This is a genomic window from Nocardia sp. NPDC005978, from assembly GCF_040614455.1.
Classification (GTDB): Bacteria; Actinomycetota; Actinomycetes; order Mycobacteriales; family Mycobacteriaceae; genus Nocardia.
Map to the genome: position 1 here is coordinate 1 of NZ_JBEXUS010000047.1, position 24,733 is coordinate 24,733.

21 protein-coding genes are annotated in these 24,733 nt (G+C 69.0%); 5 read left to right on the forward strand and 16 right to left on the reverse strand.

What is annotated here, in order from left to right:
* Positions 1-49: 49 nt before the first annotated feature.
* From ABZ319_RS21715 to ABZ319_RS21730, 4 genes are all read right to left on the reverse strand, one after another.
* Positions 50-1,528, reverse strand: a complete 1,479-nt coding sequence (locus ABZ319_RS21715) for a catalase (protein ID WP_354988270.1) — start codon at positions 1,526-1,528, stop codon at positions 50-52.
* A gap of 70 nt (positions 1,529-1,598) precedes the next feature.
* Complete coding sequence (locus ABZ319_RS21720) at positions 1,599-2,018, reverse strand: Fur family transcriptional regulator (protein ID WP_354988271.1); 420 nt, start codon at positions 2,016-2,018, stop codon at positions 1,599-1,601.
* A 143-nt stretch (positions 2,019-2,161) separates the two neighbouring features.
* Positions 2,162-2,749 (reverse strand): hypothetical protein, encoded by a 588-nt coding sequence (locus ABZ319_RS21725; protein WP_354988272.1) that lies wholly within the window; start codon positions 2,747-2,749, stop codon positions 2,162-2,164.
* Between the two features lie 8 nt (positions 2,750-2,757).
* Entirely contained in the window at positions 2,758-3,471 is a 714-nt protein-coding gene (locus tag ABZ319_RS21730) for a hypothetical protein (protein WP_354988273.1), read from the reverse strand.
* 437 nt (positions 3,472-3,908) lie between these two features.
* Between ABZ319_RS21730 and ABZ319_RS21735 the strand changes: the two genes are divergently transcribed.
* Positions 3,909-5,258 (forward strand): serine hydrolase, encoded by a 1,350-nt coding sequence (locus tag ABZ319_RS21735; protein WP_354988274.1) that lies wholly within the window; start codon positions 3,909-3,911, stop codon positions 5,256-5,258.
* Between the two features lie 36 nt (positions 5,259-5,294).
* Here the strand turns inward: ABZ319_RS21735 and ABZ319_RS21740 are convergent, their stop codons facing one another.
* Entirely contained in the window at positions 5,295-6,554 is a 1,260-nt protein-coding gene (locus ABZ319_RS21740) for a helix-turn-helix transcriptional regulator (protein ID WP_354988275.1), read from the reverse strand.
* Between the two features lie 254 nt (positions 6,555-6,808).
* Here ABZ319_RS21740 and ABZ319_RS21745 point away from each other — a divergent pair, with 254 nt between their 5' ends.
* Positions 6,809-7,009 (forward strand): hypothetical protein, encoded by a 201-nt coding sequence (locus ABZ319_RS21745; RefSeq protein WP_354988276.1) that lies wholly within the window; start codon positions 6,809-6,811, stop codon positions 7,007-7,009.
* A 65-nt stretch (positions 7,010-7,074) separates the two neighbouring features.
* Here the strand turns inward: ABZ319_RS21745 and ABZ319_RS21750 are convergent, their stop codons facing one another.
* The 3 genes from ABZ319_RS21750 to ABZ319_RS21760 form a co-directional block, all read right to left on the reverse strand.
* On the reverse strand, positions 7,075-8,109 hold the full coding sequence (locus tag ABZ319_RS21750) for an aspartate-semialdehyde dehydrogenase (RefSeq protein ID WP_354988277.1): 1,035 nt from the start codon (positions 8,107-8,109) through the stop codon (positions 7,075-7,077).
* A gap of 3 nt (positions 8,110-8,112) precedes the next feature.
* A complete protein-coding gene (locus ABZ319_RS21755) occupies positions 8,113-9,378 on the reverse strand; it encodes an aspartate kinase (protein WP_354988278.1) in 1,266 nt (421 codons plus the stop codon).
* Between the two features lie 110 nt (positions 9,379-9,488).
* Entirely contained in the window at positions 9,489-10,064 is a 576-nt protein-coding gene (locus tag ABZ319_RS21760; RefSeq protein WP_354988279.1) for a dihydrofolate reductase family protein, read from the reverse strand.
* 360 nt (positions 10,065-10,424) lie between these two features.
* Between ABZ319_RS21760 and ABZ319_RS21765 the strand changes: the two genes are divergently transcribed.
* Together ABZ319_RS21765 and ABZ319_RS21770 are read left to right on the forward strand one after the other, a co-directional pair.
* Positions 10,425-10,982 (forward strand): SRPBCC family protein, encoded by a 558-nt coding sequence (locus ABZ319_RS21765; RefSeq protein ID WP_354988280.1) that lies wholly within the window; start codon positions 10,425-10,427, stop codon positions 10,980-10,982.
* A gap of 101 nt (positions 10,983-11,083) precedes the next feature.
* Positions 11,084-12,301 carry a low temperature requirement protein A gene (locus ABZ319_RS21770; protein WP_354988281.1) on the forward strand — a complete coding sequence of 406 codons (1,218 nt, stop codon included), beginning with the start codon at positions 11,084-11,086 and terminating at the stop codon, positions 12,299-12,301.
* Positions 12,302-12,340: 39 nt separating this feature from the next.
* Here ABZ319_RS21770 and ABZ319_RS21775 read toward each other — a convergent pair whose 3' ends face one another.
* The 7 genes from ABZ319_RS21775 to ABZ319_RS21805 all read right to left on the reverse strand — a co-directional run bounded on the left by ABZ319_RS21775 (position 12,341) and on the right by ABZ319_RS21805 (position 20,582).
* Entirely contained in the window at positions 12,341-13,123 is a 783-nt protein-coding gene (locus ABZ319_RS21775; protein ID WP_354988282.1) for an ion transporter, read from the reverse strand.
* Between the two features lie 140 nt (positions 13,124-13,263).
* Positions 13,264-14,907, reverse strand: coding sequence for a GMC oxidoreductase (locus ABZ319_RS21780; protein ID WP_354988283.1), 1,644 nt, complete (start codon positions 14,905-14,907; stop codon positions 13,264-13,266).
* 153 nt (positions 14,908-15,060) lie between these two features.
* Entirely contained in the window at positions 15,061-15,771 is a 711-nt protein-coding gene (locus tag ABZ319_RS21785; protein ID WP_354988284.1) for a glutamine amidotransferase, read from the reverse strand.
* On the reverse strand, positions 15,768-17,015 hold the full coding sequence (locus ABZ319_RS21790; protein WP_354988285.1) for a MurT ligase domain-containing protein: 1,248 nt from the start codon (positions 17,013-17,015) through the stop codon (positions 15,768-15,770). The genes ABZ319_RS21785 and ABZ319_RS21790 overlap by 4 nt, the downstream gene beginning before the upstream one ends.
* Before the next feature lie 72 nt (positions 17,016-17,087).
* Positions 17,088-17,708 (reverse strand): pyridoxamine 5'-phosphate oxidase family protein, encoded by a 621-nt coding sequence (locus ABZ319_RS21795; RefSeq protein WP_354988286.1) that lies wholly within the window; start codon positions 17,706-17,708, stop codon positions 17,088-17,090.
* An 89-nt stretch (positions 17,709-17,797) separates the two neighbouring features.
* On the reverse strand, positions 17,798-19,570 hold the full coding sequence (locus ABZ319_RS21800) for an FAD-dependent oxidoreductase (RefSeq protein WP_354988287.1): 1,773 nt from the start codon (positions 19,568-19,570) through the stop codon (positions 17,798-17,800).
* Between the two features lie 28 nt (positions 19,571-19,598).
* Complete coding sequence (locus tag ABZ319_RS21805) at positions 19,599-20,582, reverse strand: EamA family transporter (RefSeq protein ID WP_354988288.1); 984 nt, start codon at positions 20,580-20,582, stop codon at positions 19,599-19,601.
* Between the two features lie 1,275 nt (positions 20,583-21,857).
* Here ABZ319_RS21805 and ABZ319_RS21810 point away from each other — a divergent pair.
* Positions 21,858-22,760 carry a LysR family transcriptional regulator gene (locus tag ABZ319_RS21810; RefSeq protein WP_354988312.1) on the forward strand — a complete coding sequence of 301 codons (903 nt, stop codon included), beginning with the start codon at positions 21,858-21,860 and terminating at the stop codon, positions 22,758-22,760.
* 198 nt (positions 22,761-22,958) lie between these two features.
* Here the strand turns inward: ABZ319_RS21810 and ABZ319_RS21815 are convergent, their stop codons facing one another.
* Positions 22,959-24,704 carry an AAA family ATPase gene (locus ABZ319_RS21815; RefSeq protein WP_354988289.1) on the reverse strand — a complete coding sequence of 582 codons (1,746 nt, stop codon included), beginning with the start codon at positions 24,702-24,704 and terminating at the stop codon, positions 22,959-22,961.
* Between the last annotated feature and the right edge of the window lie 29 nt (positions 24,705-24,733).

Sequence of the window (24,733 nt, forward strand, 5' to 3'; positions counted from 1 at the left end):
GCCCGCACCCTGGAACAGGGTGCGGGCTCAGCGTTTCGGTGCGCGGGCGCTACTTGCCGTCGAGACCGGCGCGCACGCCCTCCTCGACTCGCTTGCCGAGATCGGCGTCCACGTTCTTCCAGTACTCGAAAACCCTGCTCAGCACGGGTTCTCGGACACCGCCCAGCACATGGCCGACGATGTTGTCCACCAGTCGTGCGCGGGCGGCGTCGTCGAGCACCTCCCGCACGAGGGTGCCCGCCTGGGTGAAGTCGCCGTCCTGCGCGTGCTCGATGTAGCCCGCGTGCACCATGGTCGGCTCGAAATCCCAGAGCCCGCCGTCGGGCGCCCGATCGGGTTCGGCGTGCGGACCGCCGAACGAATTGGGCGCGTAGACCGGCACATCGGCGTCGTTGTAGGCGAACCGCATCGCACCCTCCTTGGAATAGGAGTTCACTTCCGCGGCGCGGGGCAGGTTCGGCGGCAGCTGCGCGTAGTTGGTGCCGATCCGGTAGCGATGCGCGTCGGCGTAGGCGAAGACCCGGCCCAGCAGCATCTTGTCCGGCGAGAAGCCTATGCCCGGAACGACATTGGACGGTTCGAAGGCGGCCTGCTCGATGTCGACGAAGAAGTTGCCCGGGTTCCGGTTCAGGGTCCACTTGCCGACCTCGATCAGCGGGTAGTCCCGCTGCGACCACACCTTGGTCAGGTCGAAGGGATTGAAGCGGTAGTTCTCGGCGTCGGCGAGCGGCATCACCTGCACGTGCAGGGTCCAGCTCGGGAAGTCCCCGCGCTCGATGGCGTCCCACAGGTCCTGGCGGTGCAGATCCGGATCGGTGCCCGCCTTCTCGTCGGCCTCGGCCGCGGTCAGGAACTCGATGCCCTGGTCGGTCTTGAAGTGGTACTTCACCCAGAAGCGCTCGCCGGCGGCGTTGATCCACTGGTAGGTGTGCGAGCCGAAGCCGTCCATGTTGCGGTAGGTCTTGGGAATTCCGCGATCGCCCATCAGCCAGGTCACCTGGTGCGCGGTCTCCGGGCGCAGGGTCCAGAAGTCCCACTGCATGTTGTGATCGCGAAGCCCGTTGCCGGGCAGGCGTTTCTGGGATCGGATGAAGTCCGGGAACTTGATCGGATCCTTGATGAAGAAGATCGGGGTGTTGTTGCCGACGAGGTCGTAGTTGCCGTCCTCGGTGTAGAACTTCACCGAGAATCCGCGCGGATCGCGCCAGGTGTCGGGGCTGCCCTGTTCACCGGCGACCGTGGAGAAGCGGGCCAGCGATTCCGTCCGGGCGCCCGGCTGGAACAGCTTGGCCTTGGTGAAGCGGCTGACGTCCTGGGTCACGACGAGTTCGCCGTAGGCGCCCGAGCCCTTGGCGTGCACGATGCGCTCGGGCACGCGTTCGCGATTGAACTGGGCGAGCTTCTCGATCAGATAGTGGTCGTGCAGCAGGATCGGGCCCTGGGCGCCCGCGGTGAGCGACTCGTTGTCGCTCTTGACCGGTGTGCCGGTGTTGGTGGTGGTCGGCTTGCTCGTGGCCGGCTTGGTCATTCCTAGCCTCCTGATAGGTGTAGGCCTCTCCCGGAGCGCGGCCCGGACTACAGGGCGCGCAATTCGGGCTTCAGGGCGCGCAATTGGGGCAGAGTCCCCAGAACACGACTTCGGCCTCGTCGATGACGAAACCGTGGGCTGCGCCGGGTTCCAGGCACGGTGCCGCGCCCACGACACAGTCGACGTCCACGACCGTGTCGCAACTCCTGCACACCAGATGGTGGTGATTGTCGCCGGTCCGCGCCTCGTAGAGCGCGGGCGACCCGGCGGGTTCGATGCGGCGGAGCAACCCCGCGCCCACGCAGGCCCGCAGTACGTCGTACACGGCCTGGGTGGATACCGAGCCCAACTGCTCGCGCACCTGCACGGCAACGCGGTCGGCGTCGGAGTGCGGGGCCCGGACCACCGCGTCCAGCACGGCGACACGCGGGGCTGTCACCCGCAGGCCCGCGGCCCGCAAGCGTTCCCGTGCGTCATATCCGGTGTGCATGACAACCACCCTGCTCCCTTTTCTGGAATAAGTCAAGAAAACACATCCATGCAGGCAGCGGACTCACAGCTGGTTGCCGCGAGGTTACTGTGGCGGATTCACGTCCGCGGGCAGGGGCGACCTCGCGGCCGTGGCGGCCGGACTCAGCGGTGGGAGTCGCCCGGCGTCACGGCTTCGACCGCGGGACGCGATGACTGCCGCTCGTGTTCGTCGACCGCGCACCCGGCCGCGTCCTTCAACAGCCACCACGCCAGTGCCACGACGATGGCGGTGGCGGGCTTCCACAATTTCCGGGCCTGATCGATGTCGATGCCGTGCTCGCGCACCTCCCGCTCACCCTGCAGCAGCGCCTTCTCCTGCGCCCGGATCCGCGCCGCCGCGCGCTGTTCGGCGCGCTCGGCCGCGACCCTGTCCTGCTGCTCCGCCTTCGCCGTGGACAGCCGGCTCTCCGCGGCTTCGATGGCCGCGATCTGCTCGGCCACCGTGCCGGCGCGGTCCGGATCGAGGCGGGCGACCGCGCGCAACCGCACGATCGCGGTCCGCCGTTTGCCGGCCAGCCATTCGCACAACGCCAATTCGTGTGCGGCCCCGGCATTTCCGGGTTCGGCGCGCAGCACCTCCCGCAGCTCGGCGTCGGCTCGCGCGATGGCCTCGGCGTCCGCCGCCCGCCACCGCTGCGCGTCGAATCGCCGCAGCAGCCCGAGGATGTGGTTCGTCTCGTCGGTGATCACGATCGGTCCTAGCGCGGGGGCATCGTCGGCCAGGCGTGCGGGGCCGTCGTCGGATACCCCTTGGTGGGGTAGGGCTTATAGCTGGCGGTGGGGTAGTTCCGCGTCGACGGGGTGTCCGACACCGCCTCGTCGACGAAGAAGCCGAGACCGAGTTTGAAGGCGAAGCCGATGACGAACACCAGTGCGCCGATCACGAATTTGCCCACGCCGGAACCCGACTCCGGCTCCGTCTCGGACTCCATACGCCAGCGCGTTTCCGCCGCCGCCCGCTGCCGTTCGGCTTCCAGCGCGCGCCGCGCCGATTCCTGCTCCTCGAGGTCCGCGCGCACGGCCGCGATCAGTTCGTACAGCGCCGGATCGCCGGGATCCAGCGCCACCGCCTTGTTCAGCGCCACCAATGCGTCGGCGGGCGAGGCCACCAGCAGCGTCCGCGCGCGAATACGCAAATTCTCGATATCGCCGGGCGCCAGTTCGACCGCCCGGCGCGCGGCGACAATCGCCTCGATCCGATGCTCGCGCACCTGCGCGACCTTGCCGCGGCCCGCGCTCGCCAATTCCCAGCGCGCGAGTGCCCGCACCCGCCACGCCGTCGCATTGTCGGGCTCGGCGGCCAGCACCGCCGAGACCTGTTCCAGCGCTGTTTCGTACTCCTGCCGATCCAGCGCCGCGAATGCCGTGCGCAGCGTGCCGTCGGCGACAGCGCCGTCTTTCGAGCCGTACATCTTGTGCCCCCACCGAACATCTCTATCGTCGGTCCGAACTCTAAACCGTGACGCCGACAACAGTTGTCGTGCGGTGTGGCGTACGCGATTCGGACCTCGTGCGGCTTCGCACGCTAGCTGGCCCGAACCCGCCGTGCGAGCGGATTCCACGCGTTGCCCACATCACAGGGCCCGCTCCGGAATAGAACCGGACGGCCCCCGGTTGATCAGATTCGTCGGCGTCGGAAACAGCCCCGGGCCGCACCCATCAGTCGCTACGAGCGACCACTCGCCGAGAGGCGCTTGTTGGGCGTCGACTTCTCTTCGTGGCATTCGTGCCGCGAGCGTGCGCCGCCAGTCACCCCCGTCTGGCGGCGTTTCGCTGTTCCGGGCAATTCGCCACGCGCGCCGACCCATTCAACGGCCCGCGGGGCTCGCCATTGGCTAGCCTGCATTCCATGTTGCGCGAACGCGGGTGTCTGGCCGGCGTTATGGCGGTCGTGATCATCGCGGGCAGTGTGCACTTCGGCGGGAATGCCGGAGCCACTCCCGCGGAATTCCATTGCGCTCAACCGGCCGGCCGGGAATTCGAGCGCACGACACCCGAACAGGCCGGACTGGATTCGCCCCTGCTCACGGAAGCACTCACTTTCGCCGCCGAGCGCAATCGCTCGAATGTGCAGGTATTCCGGCACAATTGCCTCATCGGTGAAGGACCATTCAACGACCGCACCGGATCGATCGCCTGGAATGTTTGGTCCGTCACCAAAAGCGTCGTATCACTAGTGGCCGGAATCGCCGCCGATCGCGGAAAACTCGATATCGACGCCGCCATCGGCGCCTATCTGCCACCGGGACTCGGGGACGCCGCGCACCGCGCCATCACCGTGCACAACCTGCTCACCGAAACGTCCGGCCTGCGCGTCGGAGTCGTCACCGAGGGCATCACCGGCGTCATCCCGATCGACCCCTTCAGCGCGGTGCAGGCGCTGGCGGTGCCGTTCGAGAACCCGCCGGGCACCGTGTTCACCTACAGCCAGCGCAACGTCGATCTGCTCGCCTACGTGATCGAACTGGCCACCGGCGAACCGCTCCGGGAGTTCGCGCAGCGGGAGCTGTTCGGCCCCGTCGGCATCGGCCGCGGCGACTACTACTGGGCCCGTGACCGGGCCGGGCACACCTACGGCTACGCGCACCTCATGCTGCCGCCGCTGGACCTGGCCCGGCTCGGGCTGTTGGTCTCCGGCGGCGGGCGCTGGCACGACCGGCAGGTGATCTCGGCCGGGTATCTGCGCCGCGCCACCACCCCCTCGGCGACCGACCACTGCTACGGCTTCCTGTTCTGGACCGGGCCCGGCTGCGCGGAGAACCCCGAATTCCTGCCTCCCGGCAGCTATTCCATGTCCGGGTTCGGCCTGCAGCACGTGTACGTCATTCCCGGCCTCGACCTCGTCGTGGTGTGGACCGGGCTCTTCGGCACACATACCTCGCAGGGTCCGGGCGGGCTACTGCAGCACGGCGTGGAACTGCCGCACGAATTCTTCCGGAAACTGTTCGCGGCCTTCGCGGACGGCCCGGTCCCCGAACCGGGCCCCTACGTGGAACCACCCGCGCGCGTGAACCCCGGCGACTACGTCGACGCCGACATCGCACTGGCCGTGTTCGGCCTCGGCCCGAGCGCCTACCCGGGCTGTACCGTGCTGGCCTGCTTGGACACTCCGCTCGCGCCGCCGTTCAGCGACGCGCCGCCCGGCTGCCTGCTGCAGGCATGCCTGGGCACGGACCCGCGCACGCCCGGCATCCGCTGACCCCACGCCCCCGGTCCCCGAACCGAGGGGTGCGAACTAGGGTGTCACGGCCGCGCGGCCCGCCAGATCACGCAGTTCATCGGCCGGACGCCGGCCCGCGAACTGTAGTAGATCGCGCACCACCTCCCGGGCGCGATGATCGTTGTGCACGTACTCCGGGGTCAGCCGCTCGGCGTTGAGCAGGGACTCCAGAGCATCCGATGCCTGCCGCCGTTGCGCGTGCGCGCGAGCGACATCCACCAGGAAACGCGCCTGCCGCTCGGGTGAGAGCACGGACGCGTCGACGGTGCGCGCGGTATCGAGCGCCTCGCCCGCGTCACCGAGTTCGACCGCCACCGCGACCGCGTACACGGCCACACTGGTCGGGCCGAATTCGGTGTCGAAATCGTTGCGCCCCTCACCGAGTCGCGCCGCGGCGGTTCGCGCCGCGGCCAACCCCGTGCGGGCCGCCGTTCTGTTCCCGTCCGTCGCCGCGATCACCGCCAGCATGAGCTGGAGAGAACCGTAGAGCGACAACACTTCCGGGCGAACGAGATCATCGTCGCCCGCCCGGCCGATCTGCGGCGCCAACGCGGCCACCGAGACCCGCGCCGCCTGTTCGGCCTGTTCGAGTCGCTGCAGCCGCAGGAAAGCCTGTGCCATGCGGTATGTTCCGGCCACCACGCTGAGCGCGTCGCCGGATTCCTCGGCCGCCGTCAGCGCCCGATCCGCGGCGACCCAGGCCGCATCCACTTCTTCCTGTCTGGTGAACGCGGTCGCGGCCACCTGGTAGGCGCGTGACAACAGTGTCAGCACCTCCGGCCGCTTCGCGGAATCGCTCCGCGCCGCGTGTTCGAGGTCCGGGATGAGTTCCAGCAGGCTGCTGCCGACTTCCACGAGCCGAGACTCGTGCGCCAACCGCCAAACCAGATCCACCCGCTCCCGCAGCCCCGGCAACTCGTCGGCCGACTCGCGATCGACCGCTTTCACTTCCGAGACGCCAAGGATTTGCTCCAACGCCGGATGTCCGGTGAGCAACAGTCGCAGCTGTTCGAAAACGGCGGACCCTGCTCGATGCCCATCACCGCGATCGGCGGCCAGGGGTTCGGCCGCCTCCGGTCTGAGATCTCGCACCGCCACGCCGAGTACATCGGCCAAACGCTGCAGCACCGACAGTCTCTCGACCGGCAGTACATCGCGCTCGACCTGTGACACCCAGCTTTCCGAGCGCCTGATCGCGGCGCCCAACTCTTTCTGCGATAGTCCCCGCCGCCGGCGTAACTCCGCTACCCGTGCCCCTAGGGTACTTTCGGCCACCGGGTCAAACTCCTTCTGCCTGATCGGCTTTCCCGGCCGTCACCGCCCGCGTGTTTCGCCGATGTCTACCATGCCCTTCTCCTTCCCGATGGGAACTTCTCCTTCCCCTATGAGATCTGCCGACAAGGATTCCAGACAGGGCGAGCTTACGGCGCACAGTATGGAACATGTATTTTTCTTATTGCACCGCAATTTTTCTGTGTTTATCGTTTACCAGGCACCCGTCGCACCAAATCCGACACAAGAGGTGGCAGTTGACCGCCGCACCGCAAACACGTGAAGTCCATGTGCGCCTGAGCTTTCCGGGCGGCATGGTCCTGGACTACCGCGCCGAACTCACAATTGCCGAACGACTCGCGGCACATCTGCGCCCCCATCGCATTGAAGTCACCATCGAGACTTCGGCGCCCAGCCGACTTCCCCCACTCCCCTGCGCCGAACTCTGGACCGACTGAAATGAGAAAACGGGCCGTTTGATCCCTGGCGGATCGAACGGCCCGTTCTCGGACTGACGGAAATCTCAGCGATTCGCCAGCAAAACCTCGGCGATCTGAATGGTGTTCAGCGCCGCGCCCTTACGCAGGTTGTCGCCGGAGATGAACAGCGCCAGACCACGGCCGTCCGGGACGCCCGGATCCTGGCGGATGCGGCCCACGAGCGAATCGTCGGCGCCGGCGGCGGCCAGCGGGGTGGGGACGTCGACCAGTTTGACCCCGGGCGCGCCCGCGAGCAGCTTCTTGGCGGTCTCCACCGAAATCGGCTCGGCGAACTCGGCATTGATCGAGAGCGAGTGCCCGGTGAAGACCGGAACGCGCACGCAGGTGCCGCTGACCAGCAGGTCGGGCAGGTTCAGAATCTTGCGCGACTCGTTGCGCAGCTTCTGATCCTCGTCCGTCTCCTCCGAGCCGTCGTCCACGAGCGCGCCCGCGAGCGGGATCACGTCGAAGGCGATGGGCGCGACGTACTTGTTCGGGGCCGGGAACTCCACGGCCGAACCGTCGTGCACCAGCTGCTCGGCGTTGTCGATGACCGCGCGCACCTGGGTGGCGAGCTCCTCGACACCGGCCAGGCCGCTACCGGAAACCGCCTGGTAGCTGGAGACGATGAGCCGGCGCAGGCCCGCCTCGTCGTGCAGCACCTTGAGCACCGGCATGGCGGCCATGGTGGTGCAGTTGGGATTGGCGATGATGCCCTTCTTCAGGTTCCGGGTCGCCTCGGGATTGACCTCGGAGACGACCAGCGGGACCTCGGGGTCCTTGCGCCAGGCCGAAGAATTGTCGATGACGGTGACACCGGCGGCCGCGAAGCGCGGCGCCTGCACGCGGGACATGGTCGCGCCCGCGGAGAACAGCGCGATGTCCAGCCCGGTCGGGTCGGCGGTCTCGGTGTCCTCGACCACGATGTCCTGACCGCGGAACGGCAGGATCTTGCCGGCCGAGCGCGCGGAAGCGAAGAACCGGATCTCGTCGGCCGGGAAGTTGCGCTCCTCCAGCAGCTTTCGCATGACGGCGCCGACCTGACCGGTCGCGCCGACAACTCCTACCCGCAGTCCCATGATCTAGCGCCCCGTTCCGCCGTGCACCACGGCCAGTTCGTCGCCGCCGAGCTCGAAGGCCCGGTGCAGCACCTGCACGGACTCGTCCAGGTCGGTGTCCTTGACCAGCACCGAGATTCGGATCTCGGAGGTGGAGATGAGATCGATGTTGATACCCGCGTCCGCGAGCGACTCGCAGAAGGTCGCGGTCACGCCCGGATGCGACTTCATACCCGCGCCGACGAGGGACACCTTGCCGACGTGATCGTCGTAGACCACCTGCGAGAAGCCGATGTCGCCCTGCCGCTTGGTGAGCAGTTCCACCGCGCGCGGGCCGTCCAGCTTGGGCAGGGTGAAGGTGATGTCGGTCTTGCCGGTCTCCACCTTCGAGATGTTCTGCAACACCATGTCGATATTGATCTCGGCGTCGGCGACGGCACGGAACACCTTGGCGGCGTAGCCCGGTTCGTCCGGAATGCCGACAACGGTCACCTTGGCCTCGCTGCGGTCGTGCGCGACGCCCGTGAGGATTGCTTGCTCCAAGGGGATGTCCTCCATCGATCCGGTAATCAGGGTGCCGGTCTTGTCCGTGTACGAGGAACGGACGTGCACCGGCACGTTGTAGCGGCGCGCGTACTCGACGCAGCGCAGCATGAGAACTTTCGAGCCGCAGGCGGCCATCTCCAGCATTTCCTCGTAGGAGACGGTGTCCAGCTTCTGGGCATCGGAGACGACCCGGGGATCGGCGCTGAAGACGCCGTCCACATCGGTATAGATCTCGCACACATCGGCATTGAGCGCGGCGGCCAGCGCGACGGCGGTGGTGTCCGAGCCGCCGCGGCCCAGCGTGGTCACGTCCTTGCTGTCCTGGCTCACGCCCTGGAAGCCGGCGACCAGCACGATCGTGCCCTCGGCGAGCGCGTTCTGCACCCGGCCCGGGGCCACGTCGATGATCTTGGCGTTGCCGTGCGCCCCGGTGGTGATGACGCCGGCCTGCGAGCCGGTGAACGAGCGCGCTTCCGCGCCGAGCGAGTGAATGGCCATGGCCACCAGCGCATTGGAGATGCGCTCACCGGAGGTGAGCAACATGTCCATTTCACGGGCGGGCGGCGCGGGGGCGACCTGCTGGGCCAGATCGAGAAGTTCGTCGGTGGTGTCACCCATCGCCGAGCAGACCACGACCACGTCGTGCCCCTGCTTCTTCGTCTCGATGATCCGCTCGGCAACCCTGCGGATGCGCTCGGCGGTGGCGACCGAGGATCCTCCGTACTTCTGGACGACGAGAGCCACGGCGGAAATCCTCCAAGATCGACTAACTGCTGCTACCGACCCACAAGACTACCGGCCCAGGTCACGAGATTTTCGGCCACCTCCCGGCAACCCGGATCTCACCGAGCTGATCAGGCGCGAGTGAGCCAGGTGACCTGCGCGCCACTGTCGAATTCCCGCCGCCGCTCGACCCGGAAGCCGGTGGGCCGGAAATTTCCGGCAAGCGCCCGCACGCCCTCACCCAGCAGCACCGGATACTGCTTGATGACGAGTTCGTCGATCTCGTCCAGGACCTGGGCGGCGAACCTGCCGCCGCCGGCCAGCCAAATACCTTGGCCGTCCTGCTTCTTCAGGCGCTGAATCAGCCCGATGGGATCCGACGCCACCAGTTCGACCGCCGGATCGGCGATCTCGCCCAGCGTGGTGGAGACCACGTACTGCCGCACATGCGGATACGGGCTGGTGATGCCCACATTCAGGGCGGGCTCGTAGGTGCCGCGACCCATGATCATGGTGTCGAAGTGCACATTCGCCGCACCCTCGGGCACCCCGAAATGCGGGCGCACATGGGCGGGCAGGGTTTCCGGATAGTCGGCCGCCAGCCAGGTCCAGAAGTCCGGGGACGCCTCGTAGGCGCTGATGTCACCGTCGGGGGCGGCGATGTAGCCGTCGAGGGACATACCGACGAAGTAGGTGAGATTTCGCAAGGGTTACCGCCTCGTTCGTAGTACTCTGCGTGAAGTGATTGAAATGTAGTACTACGACTGGAGTGGTGTCAACAGTCGAGGCGAACCGGAATCGCCACCGGGCAACTACGCCGCGATCCGGTTCGAGCGGCGATGGAACGGGTGATACCCACGGGCACCGAGGCGTCAAGCCCTGAGAAGTAGTCTCGTTTCAGACCCTGACGGCGCAAAATTCTCCACCACCTGTCCGAGATGCCTATTACGTTGGCGGCCAGTGATATTCGCAAACCTGTCGAAACGGGCGGGTTCGAGCGGCCTGGGACACAGTTGACTCAACGAGCGACGCTGGTCACAATCAGGCCCCGAAGCTGGAGGGTTGGAATGCGTACTAAGACTGATCACCGATTCGTCATCGATATCGATCCCGATCAGGTGATGGAGGCGTTGCTCATGGTCGAGCAACTGCCCGACTGGTCGCCTTCCCACTCGGATGTCCGGGTCGCGACCCGCGACAAATTGGGCAGACCGAAGCGGACCTACATCTCCGCGAACCTCATGGGCCGGCCGGATCGGCAGGTCGTCGAGTACACCTGCACCGAGAACCGGGTCGCGTGGAAGGTCGCCGAATCCAGCGCCGGCGCCGGCGGCCAGGGCTGGTTCGACGTCGCCGAGACCGAGGACGGCGGCACCGAGGTCTGGTACCACTCCGAGATCTACCTGCCGATCCCCGCGCCCGGCATGTTCCTCAAGCGCACCGCCCGCCGCGAGGGCGAGGCCATGATCGAGAACTTCATCGCCTTCGTCGAATCGGTCACCGGCATCGAAGGACTCGGCGAGGCCGAGGAGCCGTACGCGGAACCGGCGCCCTACGAGCCCGCGACCTACACCCAGCAGCTCAACTACGGCCACGGTTTCGAACCGGGGTTCGGCACCGCGTAACCGCGGCCCGGCAGCGCGCCGCGGCCGCCGCCGTGACGCCGACAGTGAACACGCGTCCGCTGCACTGTCATTGACGCCCCGCGCCCTGCACTATGTCCAACATGCCCGGTGCGCAACGATCACGATTGACCAGGGTCGGCGAGAACGCCTCCGTCACCCAGCTGGAACTATTCTTCGACCTGGTGATCGTGTTCGCCTTCACCATGGTCACCGACTTCGCGGCACACGAGACCACCGCGGTCAACATGCTGCGCTCCCTGCTGATCCTCATGCTGCTGTGGTGGATGTGGATCGCCTATTCCTGGCTCGGCAACGTCATCAAGGCCGACGAGGGCATCGCGCGCGTCGGCATCTTCGTGGCCATGGGCGGCGCCTTCCTCATCGCGCTCACGATCCCCGAGGCCTTCCACGATCTGCCCGGGGGCTGGTACGCCCCACTGGTATTCGTCATCGCGTACCTGCTGGTGCGCTTCGTCCACCTGTGGATGTTCTGGCTGGCCAGCGCCGAGGACGCCCAACTGCGCCGGCAGGTGGTGCGCTGGGCCGCGGGTTCGCTCACCATCGCCGGCACCCTGCTGACCATCGGCGCGCTCACCAGCGAGACCGCCCAGCTGGTGCTGTGGCTGGCCGCGCTGGCCGGGGACATGCTGTGGACCAGCCTGGCGGGCAACGAATGGCGGCTCAACTCCGCCAAGCACTTCGCCGAGCGGTACGGGCTGATCATCATCATCGCGCTGGGCGAATCCATCGTCTCCATCGGCGTCGGCGTGGCCGGGCTGCCCATCTCCTGGCCCATCGCGCTGGGATCGATGCTGGGACTGGCCATTTCGGGCCTGCTGTGGTGGGCGTACTTCGACGTCGCCGCGCTGACCGTGGAACACGAGCTCGCACACGCCACCGGCACGCGCCGGGTGCAGATCGCCCGCGGCTGCTACACCTACTGGCACTTCCCCATGATCGTCGGCATCATCGCGCTCTCGCTCGGCATGAAGAAGGTGATCAACTACGTCGGCGACGCGGAGGATCACCGGCTCTCCGACGCGCTGTACGGGATTCCGCTGTACTGCCTGTACGGCGGCGTCGTGCTGTACCTGCTGGCGCTGATCGGGTTCAAGTACTACGCGACGGGTGCGCTGAGCACGCACCGTCTCATCGCCGTCGTCCTGCTGCTCGTGCTGATCCCGCTCGCCGCGGCGCTGCCCGCGCTGGCCTCGCTGACCCTGCTGTTCGTGGTGTTGGGCGCGCTGATCCTGTGGGAGACGGTGTCCTATCGCGAGCCGCGCGAGGAGATCAGGCACGGCTCGCACGACGCCGCCTGACGCCGCGGGCGGTGGATCAGCGACGCCGCGGGCGGTGGATCAGCGGTCGAACCGGTGATCCACCGACTCGCTCACGCGCACGCCCTCGCGTACGGCCTCGCGCATCTGGTTGATGTTCTCGCGCAGAACATCGGCTACCAATTCGTCCGTGCGCTCGTCCGCCAGCACCCGGAAGATGATCCGGAAGCTGGCGTCGGCGACGCCGCGAATCACGTCCTCGTGGAACGGCAGGTATTTCACCCGGCCCAATTGTGGATCCTGCCGGATGAACTCGACCATCATCTGATCGATCTCGCCGCGGTTCTCCTCCAGCGCGTTCGCGATGTTGCGGGCGTAGTGCCCCGTGCGCAGCACCTCGGCGACCTCGTCCAGCACCGCCATGGTCACCGGGCGCTTCACGGTCTCGACGATCGCGCCGACCGAGCGGTTCACGATCGCCGCGGTCACCCGGTCGCCGAAGGCCCGATCCGCCACGCGCGCGAGCCGCACCAGGATCACGACCACGCGCAGCAGCCGGAAGCCGCGGAAGAACGGGCTGGTCACCGGGATCATGCCCAGGACTTCGTACCAGTAGACGAACGGGAAGGTCCAGCTCCAGCCCTCCCGCCGCCAGCGCCAGCAGAATTCGATCGCGAAGATCGCGCAGATGACGTAGTCGGCGATCTGGATGAGCCGGTAGGTGTCCCCGCCGACCGGGAAGAACGTCACCCAGCCGACCAGCACGACCGAGATCACCGCCAGCCCCAGCATGAGGAAATCCGTCCACAGGGCCGGTGGCTTCCGCGGGTACTCCACGTCGTCCGGTGCACTCGCCTGGATCACGCCGACCCCTTCCACATCGAACGGTCCCGCGCCAGCGTAGTGGCCGGGCCCGGCCCGGCGCGCCATTCCCGCGACGGCCGGTCCGGGTCCGGATCAGCGGTCGCGAAAAGCGCGCCGGTGCAGGGATTTCCGGTGCGCGGTCAGCTGCCCGCGCGGATGATGGCCTCGATGTTGCGCTCGGCCAGTGCGGTGATGGTCAGCGACGGGTTGACCGTGGCCGAGCTGCCCGGCAGGCCGGCGCCGTCCATGACATAGAGCCCCGGATGCCCGTGCACGCGGCCGTAGCCGTCGGTCGCCTGGCCGAGCACCGCGCCGCCGAGCGGGTGCGCGGTGAAGAAGGCGTTGGCGTCGTAGCCGATCGGGGCGTAGTCCAGCAGCGCGTTCGAGCGCTGGGCGATGCGCTGATCGACGGCCCGGCAGGCGGCGGCCACCTGGTCCTGCACACCGGGGTTCCAGCTCAGGCCGACGCCGTTGCGTGCGTTGTCGTAGCCGAACCGGGCGCGGGTCGGGTCGAGCACCATGCCGAGCGAGGCGATGGCCCCGGTGTCGACGGGAATGCCGGGGACGTACCAGTTCTCGAGGGTCAGCGGGACGGTCGAGTCGTCGAAGATCCGGCTCGCGCTGGGCACGCCGCCGCCGGTGGCGCTCAGCGAGTCGGCGCTGCGGGCCAGCACCACGTCGCCGTTGGTGCCCCAGCCCGCGCCGATGTGCTCGTTGAGCCGGGGCAGACCGCCGGTGGCCTGGGCGCGGACCAGGAGTTCGGACGTGCCGATCGAGCCCGCGCCGAGGAACAACCGATCGCAGGTGAGGGTGCGGGTGCGCAGGACCGCGCCGGTGGGCGCGAGCTTGGACACGGTCACCACATATTTGCCGGAGCCGTCCTGCGCGATCGAGTCCACACGGTGGCCGGGGAAGATGCCGGTGCGGCCGGTGGCCTCCGCGTAGCGCAGGTAGTTCTGGTCCAGGTCGAACTTCGCGCCGTTGGAGTTGCCGAGATTGCTGCGCGCGGCCGTGGCCGAGGCGCGGCTCGTGCCCGCCAGCTCGGCGCGCAGCACGTCCCAGTTGAAGATCGAATCATTGGGCTGCGGTTCGTAACCCGCGGCCCGCACCTGCTGATCCCACACCCGGGAATGCGCGAAGGGCGCGGAGTTGTAGATGTCGGCGGGCACGGGGCTGAGCCGCAGCATCTGCCGCACCCGCGGGTAGTACACGCTCTCCAGCTCGCCGTAGTCGACCACACCGCGAAACACGCTGTCGAACAGGTGCTTCGGCGGGGCGACCATCGCGCCGGAGAAGATGATCGAGCCGCCGCCGACCGCGGCCGCGCGCCAGACGTCGATGCCCGGGTAGTTGACCACGTCCAGCACACCGCCGAAATCGGCGAAGGCCATGGGCACCTTGGTGACCCCGGTGAAACTGGTCCGATGCCAGAAGCCGCGGCCGTCGGGCAGATCGTCACCGGTGAAGATCTCGCGCTGGGGATCGTTGGGCCAGCGTGAGCCGCGCTCGAGCACGGTGTTCTGCACGCCGGCCTCGGCTAGTCGCAGGGCGGTGACCGCGGCGCCGAAGCCGGAGCCGATCACGATCGCCGGGGAGTGCTCCGGCGGATCCGGCAGCGGCGCGAAGATTTCCGGCACCCACCGCTCGAACAGCGCGTTCCACAGTGGACTCGCCGCCGCGACACCGGAGCCGCGCACGGCGGCGCCCGATCCCACACCGGCAGCAAAAGCCGCAAAACCGGCAGCTTTCAGTAGAGCGCGCCTCCGCACGGCCACCTCCCTCATCAAGTAGGCCGCGCGCGAGATTACCGTTCGGTCGCCGGTCCAACAACACATGCGACGAGCCGAACAATTCGGTCATACGTGTCGGCTATGCCCCGATCGAACCGGGAGATAGCCGACAATTCGCCAGAGAGGTGAAGGGTCGAGCCCGGAGGCTCAGGCGCGCAGGCGTTCCCGGCGGAGCTGATCGACCTCGGGCATGGGCAGGGGGGCCAGCGAATCGACGCCCAGGGCGCGGGACAGGAGCAGGTCGGCGAGCTCGGGATTGCGGGCCAGGGCCGGACCGTGCATGTAGGTGCCGATCGTCGAACCCTGGATCACGCCCTCGAGACCGTCGCCCACGCCGTTGCCGACGCCCTTGGTGACGCGCGCCAGGCCGGTGGCGTCGCCACCGAGTTTGGTTCCGCCCCGGTGGTTTTCGAAGCCGGTCAGGGCCTGGGTCAGCCCCGGCAGCAGCGGGGCGGTGGCCACCTCGCCGATCGCGCGCCTGTCCTGCGGGGAGGTGGTCACGTCGATGAGGCCGACGCCGTCCACCCGCTCCCCCGAGGAGGTCTCGTACCACTGGCCGAGCACCTGGATGGCCGCGCAGATCGCGAGCACCGGCGCGCCCCGCCCGGCGGCGCGCTGCAGTCCCGGGTACTTCACGAGGTGACGGGTGGCCAGGCGCTGCGCGGAATCCTCCGCGCCGCCCAGGGTGTAGATGTCCAGGGAGTCCGGCACCTCGTCGGCCAGGGTGATCTCGACGACCTCGGCGGCGTACCCGCGCATGCGCAGCCGCTGCCGCAGCACCAGGGCATTGCCGCCGTCGCCGTAGGTGCCCATGACGTCGGGCAGCACCAGGCCGATGCGGACGGTCGATTCGCTCATGCGCGGACGCTCGCCTTCTCGTCGAGATCGCGGTTCAGGTCACGGAACGCGGTGTAGTTGGCCAGCACCTCGACCTGCCCGGCGGGGCAGGAAGCGATGGCGCGCAAGGGATCCGCCACGGTGGTGTGTTCCACGCCCGCGTAGGTCAGGCGCACGGCCAGATCGGTGGCGCGCTCCCCCGCGGCGACAACCTGGGTGCCCTCGAAGTGCTCGAACCGCACGTCCCACAGCCAGGACAGATCCTCGCCGTCGGGCACCTGGCCGTTCACCGCGATCACCAAACCCGTTGCGGCGGGGTCGATCATGGACAGGGCCTCCTGCCAGCCGGCCGGGTTCTTGGCCAGCAGCAGGCGCGCGGTGCGCCCGCCGACCTCGACGGTCCGGTAGCGGCCGGCGATCTCCCGTACGGTGCCCGCCGCGTCGGCCGCGGCCCGCGCGTCCGCGCCCATGGCGACGGCCGCGGCCACCGCCTGGGCGGCGTTACCGCGATTGGCGCGGCCCGGAAGAGCAAGGGCCAGTGGGATTTCCAGGCCGTCGGGGCCGTGCAGCGCGTGCTCGTCCACACGCCACTGCGGTTCCGGGCGCTTGAAATCCGCGCCGGTGCTGTACCAGTGCTCGCCGTCCCACATGATCGGCTCACCGCTGCGCGGGCAGCTGCTGGCGTCGACCGCCCAGCCGCTGCCGGCCGCGACCCACACCACGTTGGGGTGGTCGTAGGCGATCGAAGTGATCAGCACGTCATCGCAATTGGCGATGAGCACGGCGTCGGGGTGGCGCGCCATGCCCGCGCGCAGGCGGCGCTCGATCATATTGATCTCGCCGACCCGGTCCAGCTGATCGCGGGACAGGTTGAGCAGCACCACCGCGGCCGGGTTCAGGGCATCGGCCACGTGCGGCAGGTGCAGCTCGTCCACCTCGATGGCGGCCAGGCGCGCGGTGCGATTGGCGGTGAGCGCGGCCACGATTCCGGCGTCCATGTTGGCGCCGTCGGCCTGCGTCGCGACCGCGCCGAGGGTCTGTAGCGCGGCCGTGGTCATGCGGGTGGTGGTGGACTTGCCGTTGGTGCCGGTGACCAGCACCGTGCGCCGCTCGCGGCCCAGCTGGGTCATGATCGTCGGGTCGATCTTCAGCGCGATGAGGCCGCCGATCATCGATCCCTTACCGCGTCCGGCTTTCTGCGAAGCCCACGACGCCGCCGTCGCCGCCCGCAGCGCCAGCTTTCCGCGTACCGAGATGTCTGCCACGGTCGCGAGTTTATTGGTGTGCCGCGCTCGGTGCGCAGGCGGTGTCACGGCTTTCGCCGTGAGCTGCGGCACTCAGGTGTTGTAGAGCTTGTTCTCGTAGGCGGCCGAGTAGTACTGCTCCAATTGCTCCAGCGTTTCGGGGCTGTCGGGGATCAATTCCTTCACCAGCCGCGCCTGGCTGGGCAGGGTGTCGGCGGGCCACTGCTCGGGCTGCCAGAGCCTACTGCGCAGAAACGCCTTGGCGCAGTGCAGGAAGATCTGCTCGATCTCGACCTCGACGGCCAGAATGGGCCGGTGCCCGCGCACCACCATGTCGTCGAAGTAGGGCGCCTCGCGCACCAGCCGCGCCCGGCCGTTGATGCGCAGGGTTTCTCCGCGCCCCGGGATCAGGAAGATCACGCCCACATGCGGATTGCTCAGCATGTTGAGGTAGCCGTCGGCACGGCGATTGCCCGGGCGTTCGGGAATGGCGATGGTGGTGTCACCGAGCACCCGCACGAAACCGGCCGGATCGCCCTTCGGCGAGGCGTCGCAGTTGCCGTCGGCGTCGCTGGTCGCGAGTACGACGAAGGGAGAGTTGGCGATCCACTCCCGGTCCCGCGCGTGCAGGGTGCGGCGTTCCTTGGCGACGGCCCGCGGCGTGGGCGCACCGAGGAGTTCCCGCAGTTCGACCGGATCCGTGATCTCGCTCATCGTTCGATTCAACGCCCGGATCACACCGCCGCGCCAGCCATTTGTGAGAAAGCAGTCGGTCCCGAAACGGTTACGCGCGCACCGGTGGGTTACAGCGGCACGTCGAACAGGTTGGGCTGCCCGGCGGCGTAGCGGGTCTCGTCCAGCTGCCGGAAGGGATCCAGCTCCGGCGCGCGGTAGAGGGTGAACAGCGCGCAGCGGGGCGCGGTGGAACCGGCCACCTCCAGCAGGGCGTTCACCGCGGTGCGGGCGGACTCCGACGCACCCTCCATGGTCGCCAGATCCACCTTGGTGCGGACGTAATCCCCTGCCAGGAACAGATTTTCGAGCTCGGCGCGATGCGATTCCGGGCGCAGCGCCCAGGAGCCCGCGGTGTTGATCAGCAGCGGGTCGGCGTTCTCGTTGCGACGCTGGGCGGCGTTCCAGGTCACGCCGGTGTCCAGGAACCAGGAGTGCAGGTCCTCGTCGCGCAGCAGGATCTGCTTGTCGTTCAGGTGCGCCTGCAACTGCGCCCAGACCTCGCGGGCGATCTCGTCGTGGGTGCATTCCTTGGCGGTCTTGCCGAACAGGATGCCCGGGGTGTTCCAGTCCGAGATGTCCACGGACAGGCAGTCCTGCACCGTGCCGTCGCCGAGGCCGGACATGGGGGTGCGGTTCCAGAACTGGTTCTGCGAGATGGAGGTCAGCGACCAGGGCGAGTCCACGTAGGCGGCGTGGCCGCGCGCGATGGCCGAAGGATTGCGCAGGAAGAACTGGATGCCGGTCATCCAGTCCACGGTGAGCTGGGCCATGCCGGCCAATTCGGGTCTGCGCGCGAGGATTTCGGGTGACCACAGGGTGCGGGCCACCTCGACCGGGAGGGCGGCCACGAAGTAGTCGGCCGTGATCGTCTGCGCCACACCGGAAGTGGTGACCACCCGGGCGCCGGAGATGCGGTTGTCGGCGACCTCGAGCCCGTGCACCTCGGCGCCGGCGAACTTCACCCCGAGTTCGCGCAGCCTGCGCACCCACGGGTCTATCCAGGCTTCGTTGGTCGGGCCGTCCAGCAGGCGGTCCAGCGGGCCGTCGTTGGCGATCTCCAGGGGATTGCCCAGGAACTGCTCGCCCATGGTGCCGATGGTGCGGGTGCTGGCCAGGTCGTCCTTGGCCGCCACCAGCAGGGTGGTGAGGGTGCGCGAGAGCAGCATGCGGAATTCGTTGGAGCGCCGGCCCGCGCCCACGTAGTCGCGCCAGGAGATGGTGTCCCACTGGCCGTAGCGGCGAGCGTCGCAGCTGGAGTTGAAGACCAGCAGGCGGTTCGCGAAGTAGAGGGCGTCGGCCTGGCCCATCTTGGTGGTGGTGGAGATGGCGGAGCTGACGGTTTCGCGGAAGTCCTCGGGGGTCGTCCACGGGCGTCCGGCCCGGCCCAGGGGCAGCAGGGTGTCATCGCCCCCGCGCCGGGAGAATCGCGCCTCGGGGGCGGCGACCAGGTTGTCCCACACGCCGTTCTCGTTGTCCCCGAACGGGATTCGCCGCATGGTGTCGGTGAGATGGCGGTAGAAGCCGGGGAAGAAGCGGAAGCCGTGCTCGCCCCACAGGTCCGGGCGGCCGTCGCGGCCGCTGCCGGGAACGGCGATGCTGCGGGCCTTTCCACCGAGCGCGCGGCGCTCGTAGACGGTGACGTCGAAGCCGCGTTCGGCCAATTCGTGCGCGGCGGTCAGGCCGGCCGGGCCCGCGCCCAGCACGGCGACGCTGCGGCCGGGTTCGGCATGGGCCGGGGTCGGTCGCAGCGTGGTCGCCGACAGTGCACCGGCGGCGGCCCCCGCCGCGACGGCGCCGCGCAGCACTGTCCGCCGCGCGACGGACATACGCTGTCCAGTCATTCCCTACCTCCCACGCCTGGGAGGAATCCTAAGCAGCGGGAACGGGCACCGGGTCGGTAGGGGTGATCTTTTCCGTACCGGCGGTCTCCGGAGATGCGACGGCGGTGCGGCGGCGACCCCATCGGCCCCGGCGTAGAGATCCGCCCGAGGTTGCTGTGAAAGCGCCCGCTATCACGATCACCGCGCCCGCCAGGGCCACCGCCGACGGGGTCTCGTCCAGGAAGAACCAGGACGCGGCTATGCCGACCACCGGCACCAGCAGGGACAGCGGGGCGACCGTGCCCGCCGGATAGCGGCTCATGAGATAGGTCCACAGGCCCGACCCGGCGATGGTGCCCAGCAGCGCGATGTAGGCCAGCGCCGCGAGCGCGGGCAAGCCGTCCGGGCCGAAGGCGGCCGCGAGATCGTGCCAGCCGGTGGCCGGTCCCTCGGTGAGCGCGGACAGCGCGAACAGGGGCAGCGGCGGCACGACGGTCATCCACAGCGTCAGGTGCAGCGGGTTGACCCCTGCGGATTCGGCCGCGGCGAGCCGGGATCCGATGTTGCCGAAGGCCCAGCCCAGGCCGGCGGCCAGGGTCAGCAGCAGCGGCAGCAGCGCGGCGTGCTGCATGCGGTCCCAGCCGATCACGGCCATACCCGCCACGGCCACCGCGATCCCGAACAGTTGCACCCCGCGCAGGCGCTCGCGCAGCAGCACCGCGCCCAGCAGCACGGTGAACGGCGCCGAGGACTGCAGCACCAGCGAGGCCAGCCCGGTCGGCATGCCCGCCCGCATGGCGCTGAACAGGAAGGCGAACTGCAGAATCCCGAACCCGATCCCGTACAGCAGCAGCCAGCGCCACGGCACCGCCGGTCGCGGCACGAACACCAGGACCGGTACGGCGATGACCGCGAACCGCAGCCCCGCGAAGAAGAACGGCGGAAAATGGTCGAGCCCCACCCGTATCGCCAGGAAGTTCAACCCCCAGAGCACCACCACACCCAGCCCCAGCAGCCGATCCCGATTCGTCATACCCGGAATGATCCGACGACCAATAGGTAAGAACAATCGAATAATTCTGCACCAATACTGTAGTAGAACTTACCTATGCCCCACCCGGATCCCCCCGCCGACGACGCCACACCCCCGCGCTCGGTCCCCCGCCCCCGCCGCATCCCGGCGTCCCCCGATCCGGCCACCGCCACCCCGCGCCCCCGCCGGGTCTCCGCCGACCCCCACTCCCGCCGCGACCCCGACGCGCCCGGCCGCCGATCCCCCCGCACCCCCGCCCCCGGCATCCCCGCGTCGCCCACCCGCCGCACACCCCCGGCGGACCCACCGGCCACCCGATCCACCCCCGCGGCCCGCCCTCGCCGCATCACCAACTCCCCCGCGGCCCCGACCGCCGCCACCCCGGTCCCGCCCCGGGCCGGCCTGCCCCCGCAGGAGCCCACGCCCCCCGGCCCCGCGCCCTCGCCGCCGGTCGCCGGCGAGACGGGCACAACGCCTCGCCCAGGCAAAGACCCCGAAGCCCCTGCGCCCGAGTCGGTTTCAACCTCGGCCACGGGCGCCGTCTCGGGGCACCAACCGACATCTCCCGGCCGCGACAACCACGACCGACCGTCAACCGGTGCACGGAACGTCGAAACATCTGCACACAAACAGGTTTCAGCGTCGGCCACCGGCACCGACTCGGCACGTCGAGCAGCATCCGGCGACCGTGACGAGCCCGGCCGACCGCCCACCGGCGCACGGAGCAGCGAAACATCGACGCACAAACAAGTTCCAGAGGCGGGGACCGGCACCAACTCGATACACCGATCGACATCACCCGAACGCGGCGAGCCCGGCCCGCCGCCCACCGCAGCACGGGACATCGAAACCTCTACGCACAAGCAGGTTTCGGGGGCGGAGACCGGCACCTACTCGGTACGCCGAGCAGCATCTGCCGATCGGGACGACGACGGCCGACCATCGACCGGCGCAGGGGACGCCGACACGTTCGCGCACGAGCTGGTTCCAGGGGCGGCGGCCGGTGCCGACTCGGCACGTCGAGCAGCATCGGGCGACCGTGACGCGCCCGGTGTGACGAGGAGAGAGACGGACCGCGTCGGCGGCGGCGGCGGCAGGTCGGGCGCGCCGGACACCGGGAGGGGGCGAGCGGGTTGGGGGAACGACGGATCGGGTACTCACCCTCGGGTGAATCGTGAAGGGCGTTCCAGCGCGGTCGAACGCGGGGAGGGCGTCTCGGGAGGCGAGGTGCGGGTGGCGGATTCGAGCGGGGGTGGGAACGGCTCGGGGGCGCTCATGTCGGTCGAGCGGTTGCGGGTGTTGCGGGAGCTTGCGGATCGGGGGACGGTGGCCGCGGTCGCGGCGGCCCTTTCCATGACGCCTTCGGCGGTGTCGCAGCAGCTCAAAGCGCTTGCGCGCGAGGCGGGAGTGCCGTTGCTCGAGCCGGACGGGCGGCGGGTGCGGCTCACCGACGCGGGGCGGGCGCTGGTGGTGCGGGCCGACGAGGTGCTGGCGGCCGTGGAGCGGGCCGCGGCCGAGATGGCGTCCTATCGCGGGTCCGCGCGCGGGCAGGTGCGGGTGGCGCTGTTCCCTTCCGGCGCAGCGCTGTTACTGCCGCACGTGCTGACCGAATTGGCCGCGAGCGGCGTGGAGGTGGTCGCCCGGGACGAGGACGTGCCGCCCTCGGAGGTGCCGCGCCTGCTCGCCGACTACGACGTGGTGCTGACCCACCGGGACGAGCGTTCGCCCTCGGTCGGCGGGGCGCGGGTGAGCTCGCGCGTGCTCATGCGCGAGCCGATCGACGTGGTCGTGGGCCCCGGCCACCGCTTCGCGCGCAATGCCACCGTGATGCCCGCGGAACTGGCCGACGAGACCTGGATCAGCGTGCGCGGCGGATTCCCCGTCGACGACGTGCTGCGCTCGATCGCCACCGTCACCGGCGTACAACCCCGAATAGCCCAGCGCCTCAACGATTTCACGGTGATCGAGGCCCTGGTGGCCGACGGCTACGGCATCGCCCTGATGCCGCACTACGCGGTCCGCCACCCGGACCTGCTGATGCTCCGGCTGACCGGCGTCCGCGCCGCCCGCCTCTACGACCTGGCCACGCGCCCGCACGCGGAGAAACGCCCCGCCGTCGCCGCGGTCCTGGCCGCCTTCCAGACAGCCGCCCGCAAGGTGGCCGACGAATCCGACTGACAAACAACGATTCCGGCCACTCGCAGCGTACGCGCTGACCTACGTGGTCTGCGAAACGATGATCACGCGCACGATCCGCTTCCCCGACGCCAGATCGACGGGGGGTCGACGGTCCGCGGCTCGGGCCCCCGCCTTCGAACGGAAACCGGCCCCGCACTCGGGATTCGAGGCGGGGCCGGTTCGGCGATTCCTCCGGAATCAGCGCTGCTGCGGCGGCTGCTGCCTGCCCATCTGCGCGGCGTGGTAGCCGAAGTCGTCGGCGACCATCGCGGCCAGTTCGAGCAGGGCGCGACGGGTGGGCTTCCCGACCAGCTCCAGGTCGATCTCCGCGCCTTCGGCGAGGTGATCGTCGAAGGGCACGACCTGTACCGCGCGGGTGCGGTCCAGGAACAGCTTGCGCAGCTGATCCAGGTCGACGGTCGAGGAACCCTTGCGAGAAGCGTTGACCACCACCACGGTTCGCTCCACCAGCTTGTGGTAGCCGTGGTGGTCCAGCCAGTCCAGGGTGGCCGAGGCGCTGCGCGCGCCGTCGATGGCGGGTGAGGTCACCAGCACCAGCGAGCTGGCCATATCCAGGACGCCGGACATCGCCGAGTGCATGAGCCCGGTGCCGCAGTCGGTGAGAATGATGTTGTAGAACTGCTGCAGGATGCCGATCGCCTTGCGATAGTCGGCCTCGCTGAACGCTTCCGACACCGCCGGATCCTGTTCGCTGGCAAGCACTTCGAGGCGGCTGGGCGCCTGCGAGGTGTGGGCGCGAACATCGGAGTAACGGCTGATGTGGTTGTCCTCCAGCAGGTTCCGCACCGTGGAGCGGGTCTGCCGCGGCACCCGATGGGCGAGGGTGCCCAGGTCCGGGTTGGCGTCGATGGCGATGACGCGGTCGCCGCGCTGGGAGGCGAAGGTGGAGCCGAGACCGACCGTGGTGGTGGTCTTTCCGACGCCGCCCTTGAGCGAGAGGATCGCGATGCGGTAGTCACCGCGCACCGGCTGATTCACCCGGTCCACCAGCTGGCCGTAGACGACGTCCGCCGGCGACTCACCCGGATTGATCATGCCGCCGGACGCCTTGTGCACGGTCCGGCGCCAGCCGCTGCGCGGCGCGCGCCGGGCGCGCTTGAGCAGATTCAGGTCGTTGACCGAATTACCCTGCGGCGGCGGCTGCTGCCCGAAGCCGGGCTGCTGCGGAAATCCCTGGGGCGGTTGCCCGTTCCAGCCCTGCTGCTGGAATCCCGGCGGCGGTTGCTGCGGCTGATGCTGCTGCACCGGCGGGGGCGGTGACCAGGTGTAGATCGGCGCACCGGACGGATCGGTGCCCGGGCCGAACTGCCCCGGCTGACCCGGCTGACCGAACTGCCCGCCCGGGTCCGGCTGCTGCTCCGGAAACACCCGGCGCACCATGCCGTCGCTGCCGATCTCCTGGCGAATCTCCCCGTAGGGCGTCTCGTCCCGGACCTCGCCGAAGGCGTCACCCGGCGGAAAACCGCCCGGCGCACCGGGATTCGGCGGCGGCGCGAACTGCCCCGAATCAGGCATCTGATAGTTGCCGGTGGGCGGGAAACCCGGCTGCTGGCCGTTCGCGTACGGACCGCCGCCATAGGCCCCCTGCGGCCCGAACCCGCCGGGCGCGAAGGGATTCGAGCCTTCGGGCCCCTGCGGGGCAAAGGGATTGGGCCCCTCGCCCGAACCACCTGGCCCGGCGAACGGCCCCTGCGGGAATCCCGGCCGGTCGAACGGCGGCGCCGCGGCCGCACCCATGTGCACGGTCTGGTCGATCGAATCCGGAACGGGCGGGAAGAACCCCGCGCCCGGCTGCTCCGCCTCGGCGGATTCACCCGATTCCGGCGTAGCCGCGCCGGCGGCCGCGCGCTCATCCGGTTCGAGATCGTCGGCATCCACCGACGCCCCCGGTTTCGACGTCGAATTCTGATCGTTCGTGGTCACGTGTCCCCCATCTGCTCGACAGCTCGAAC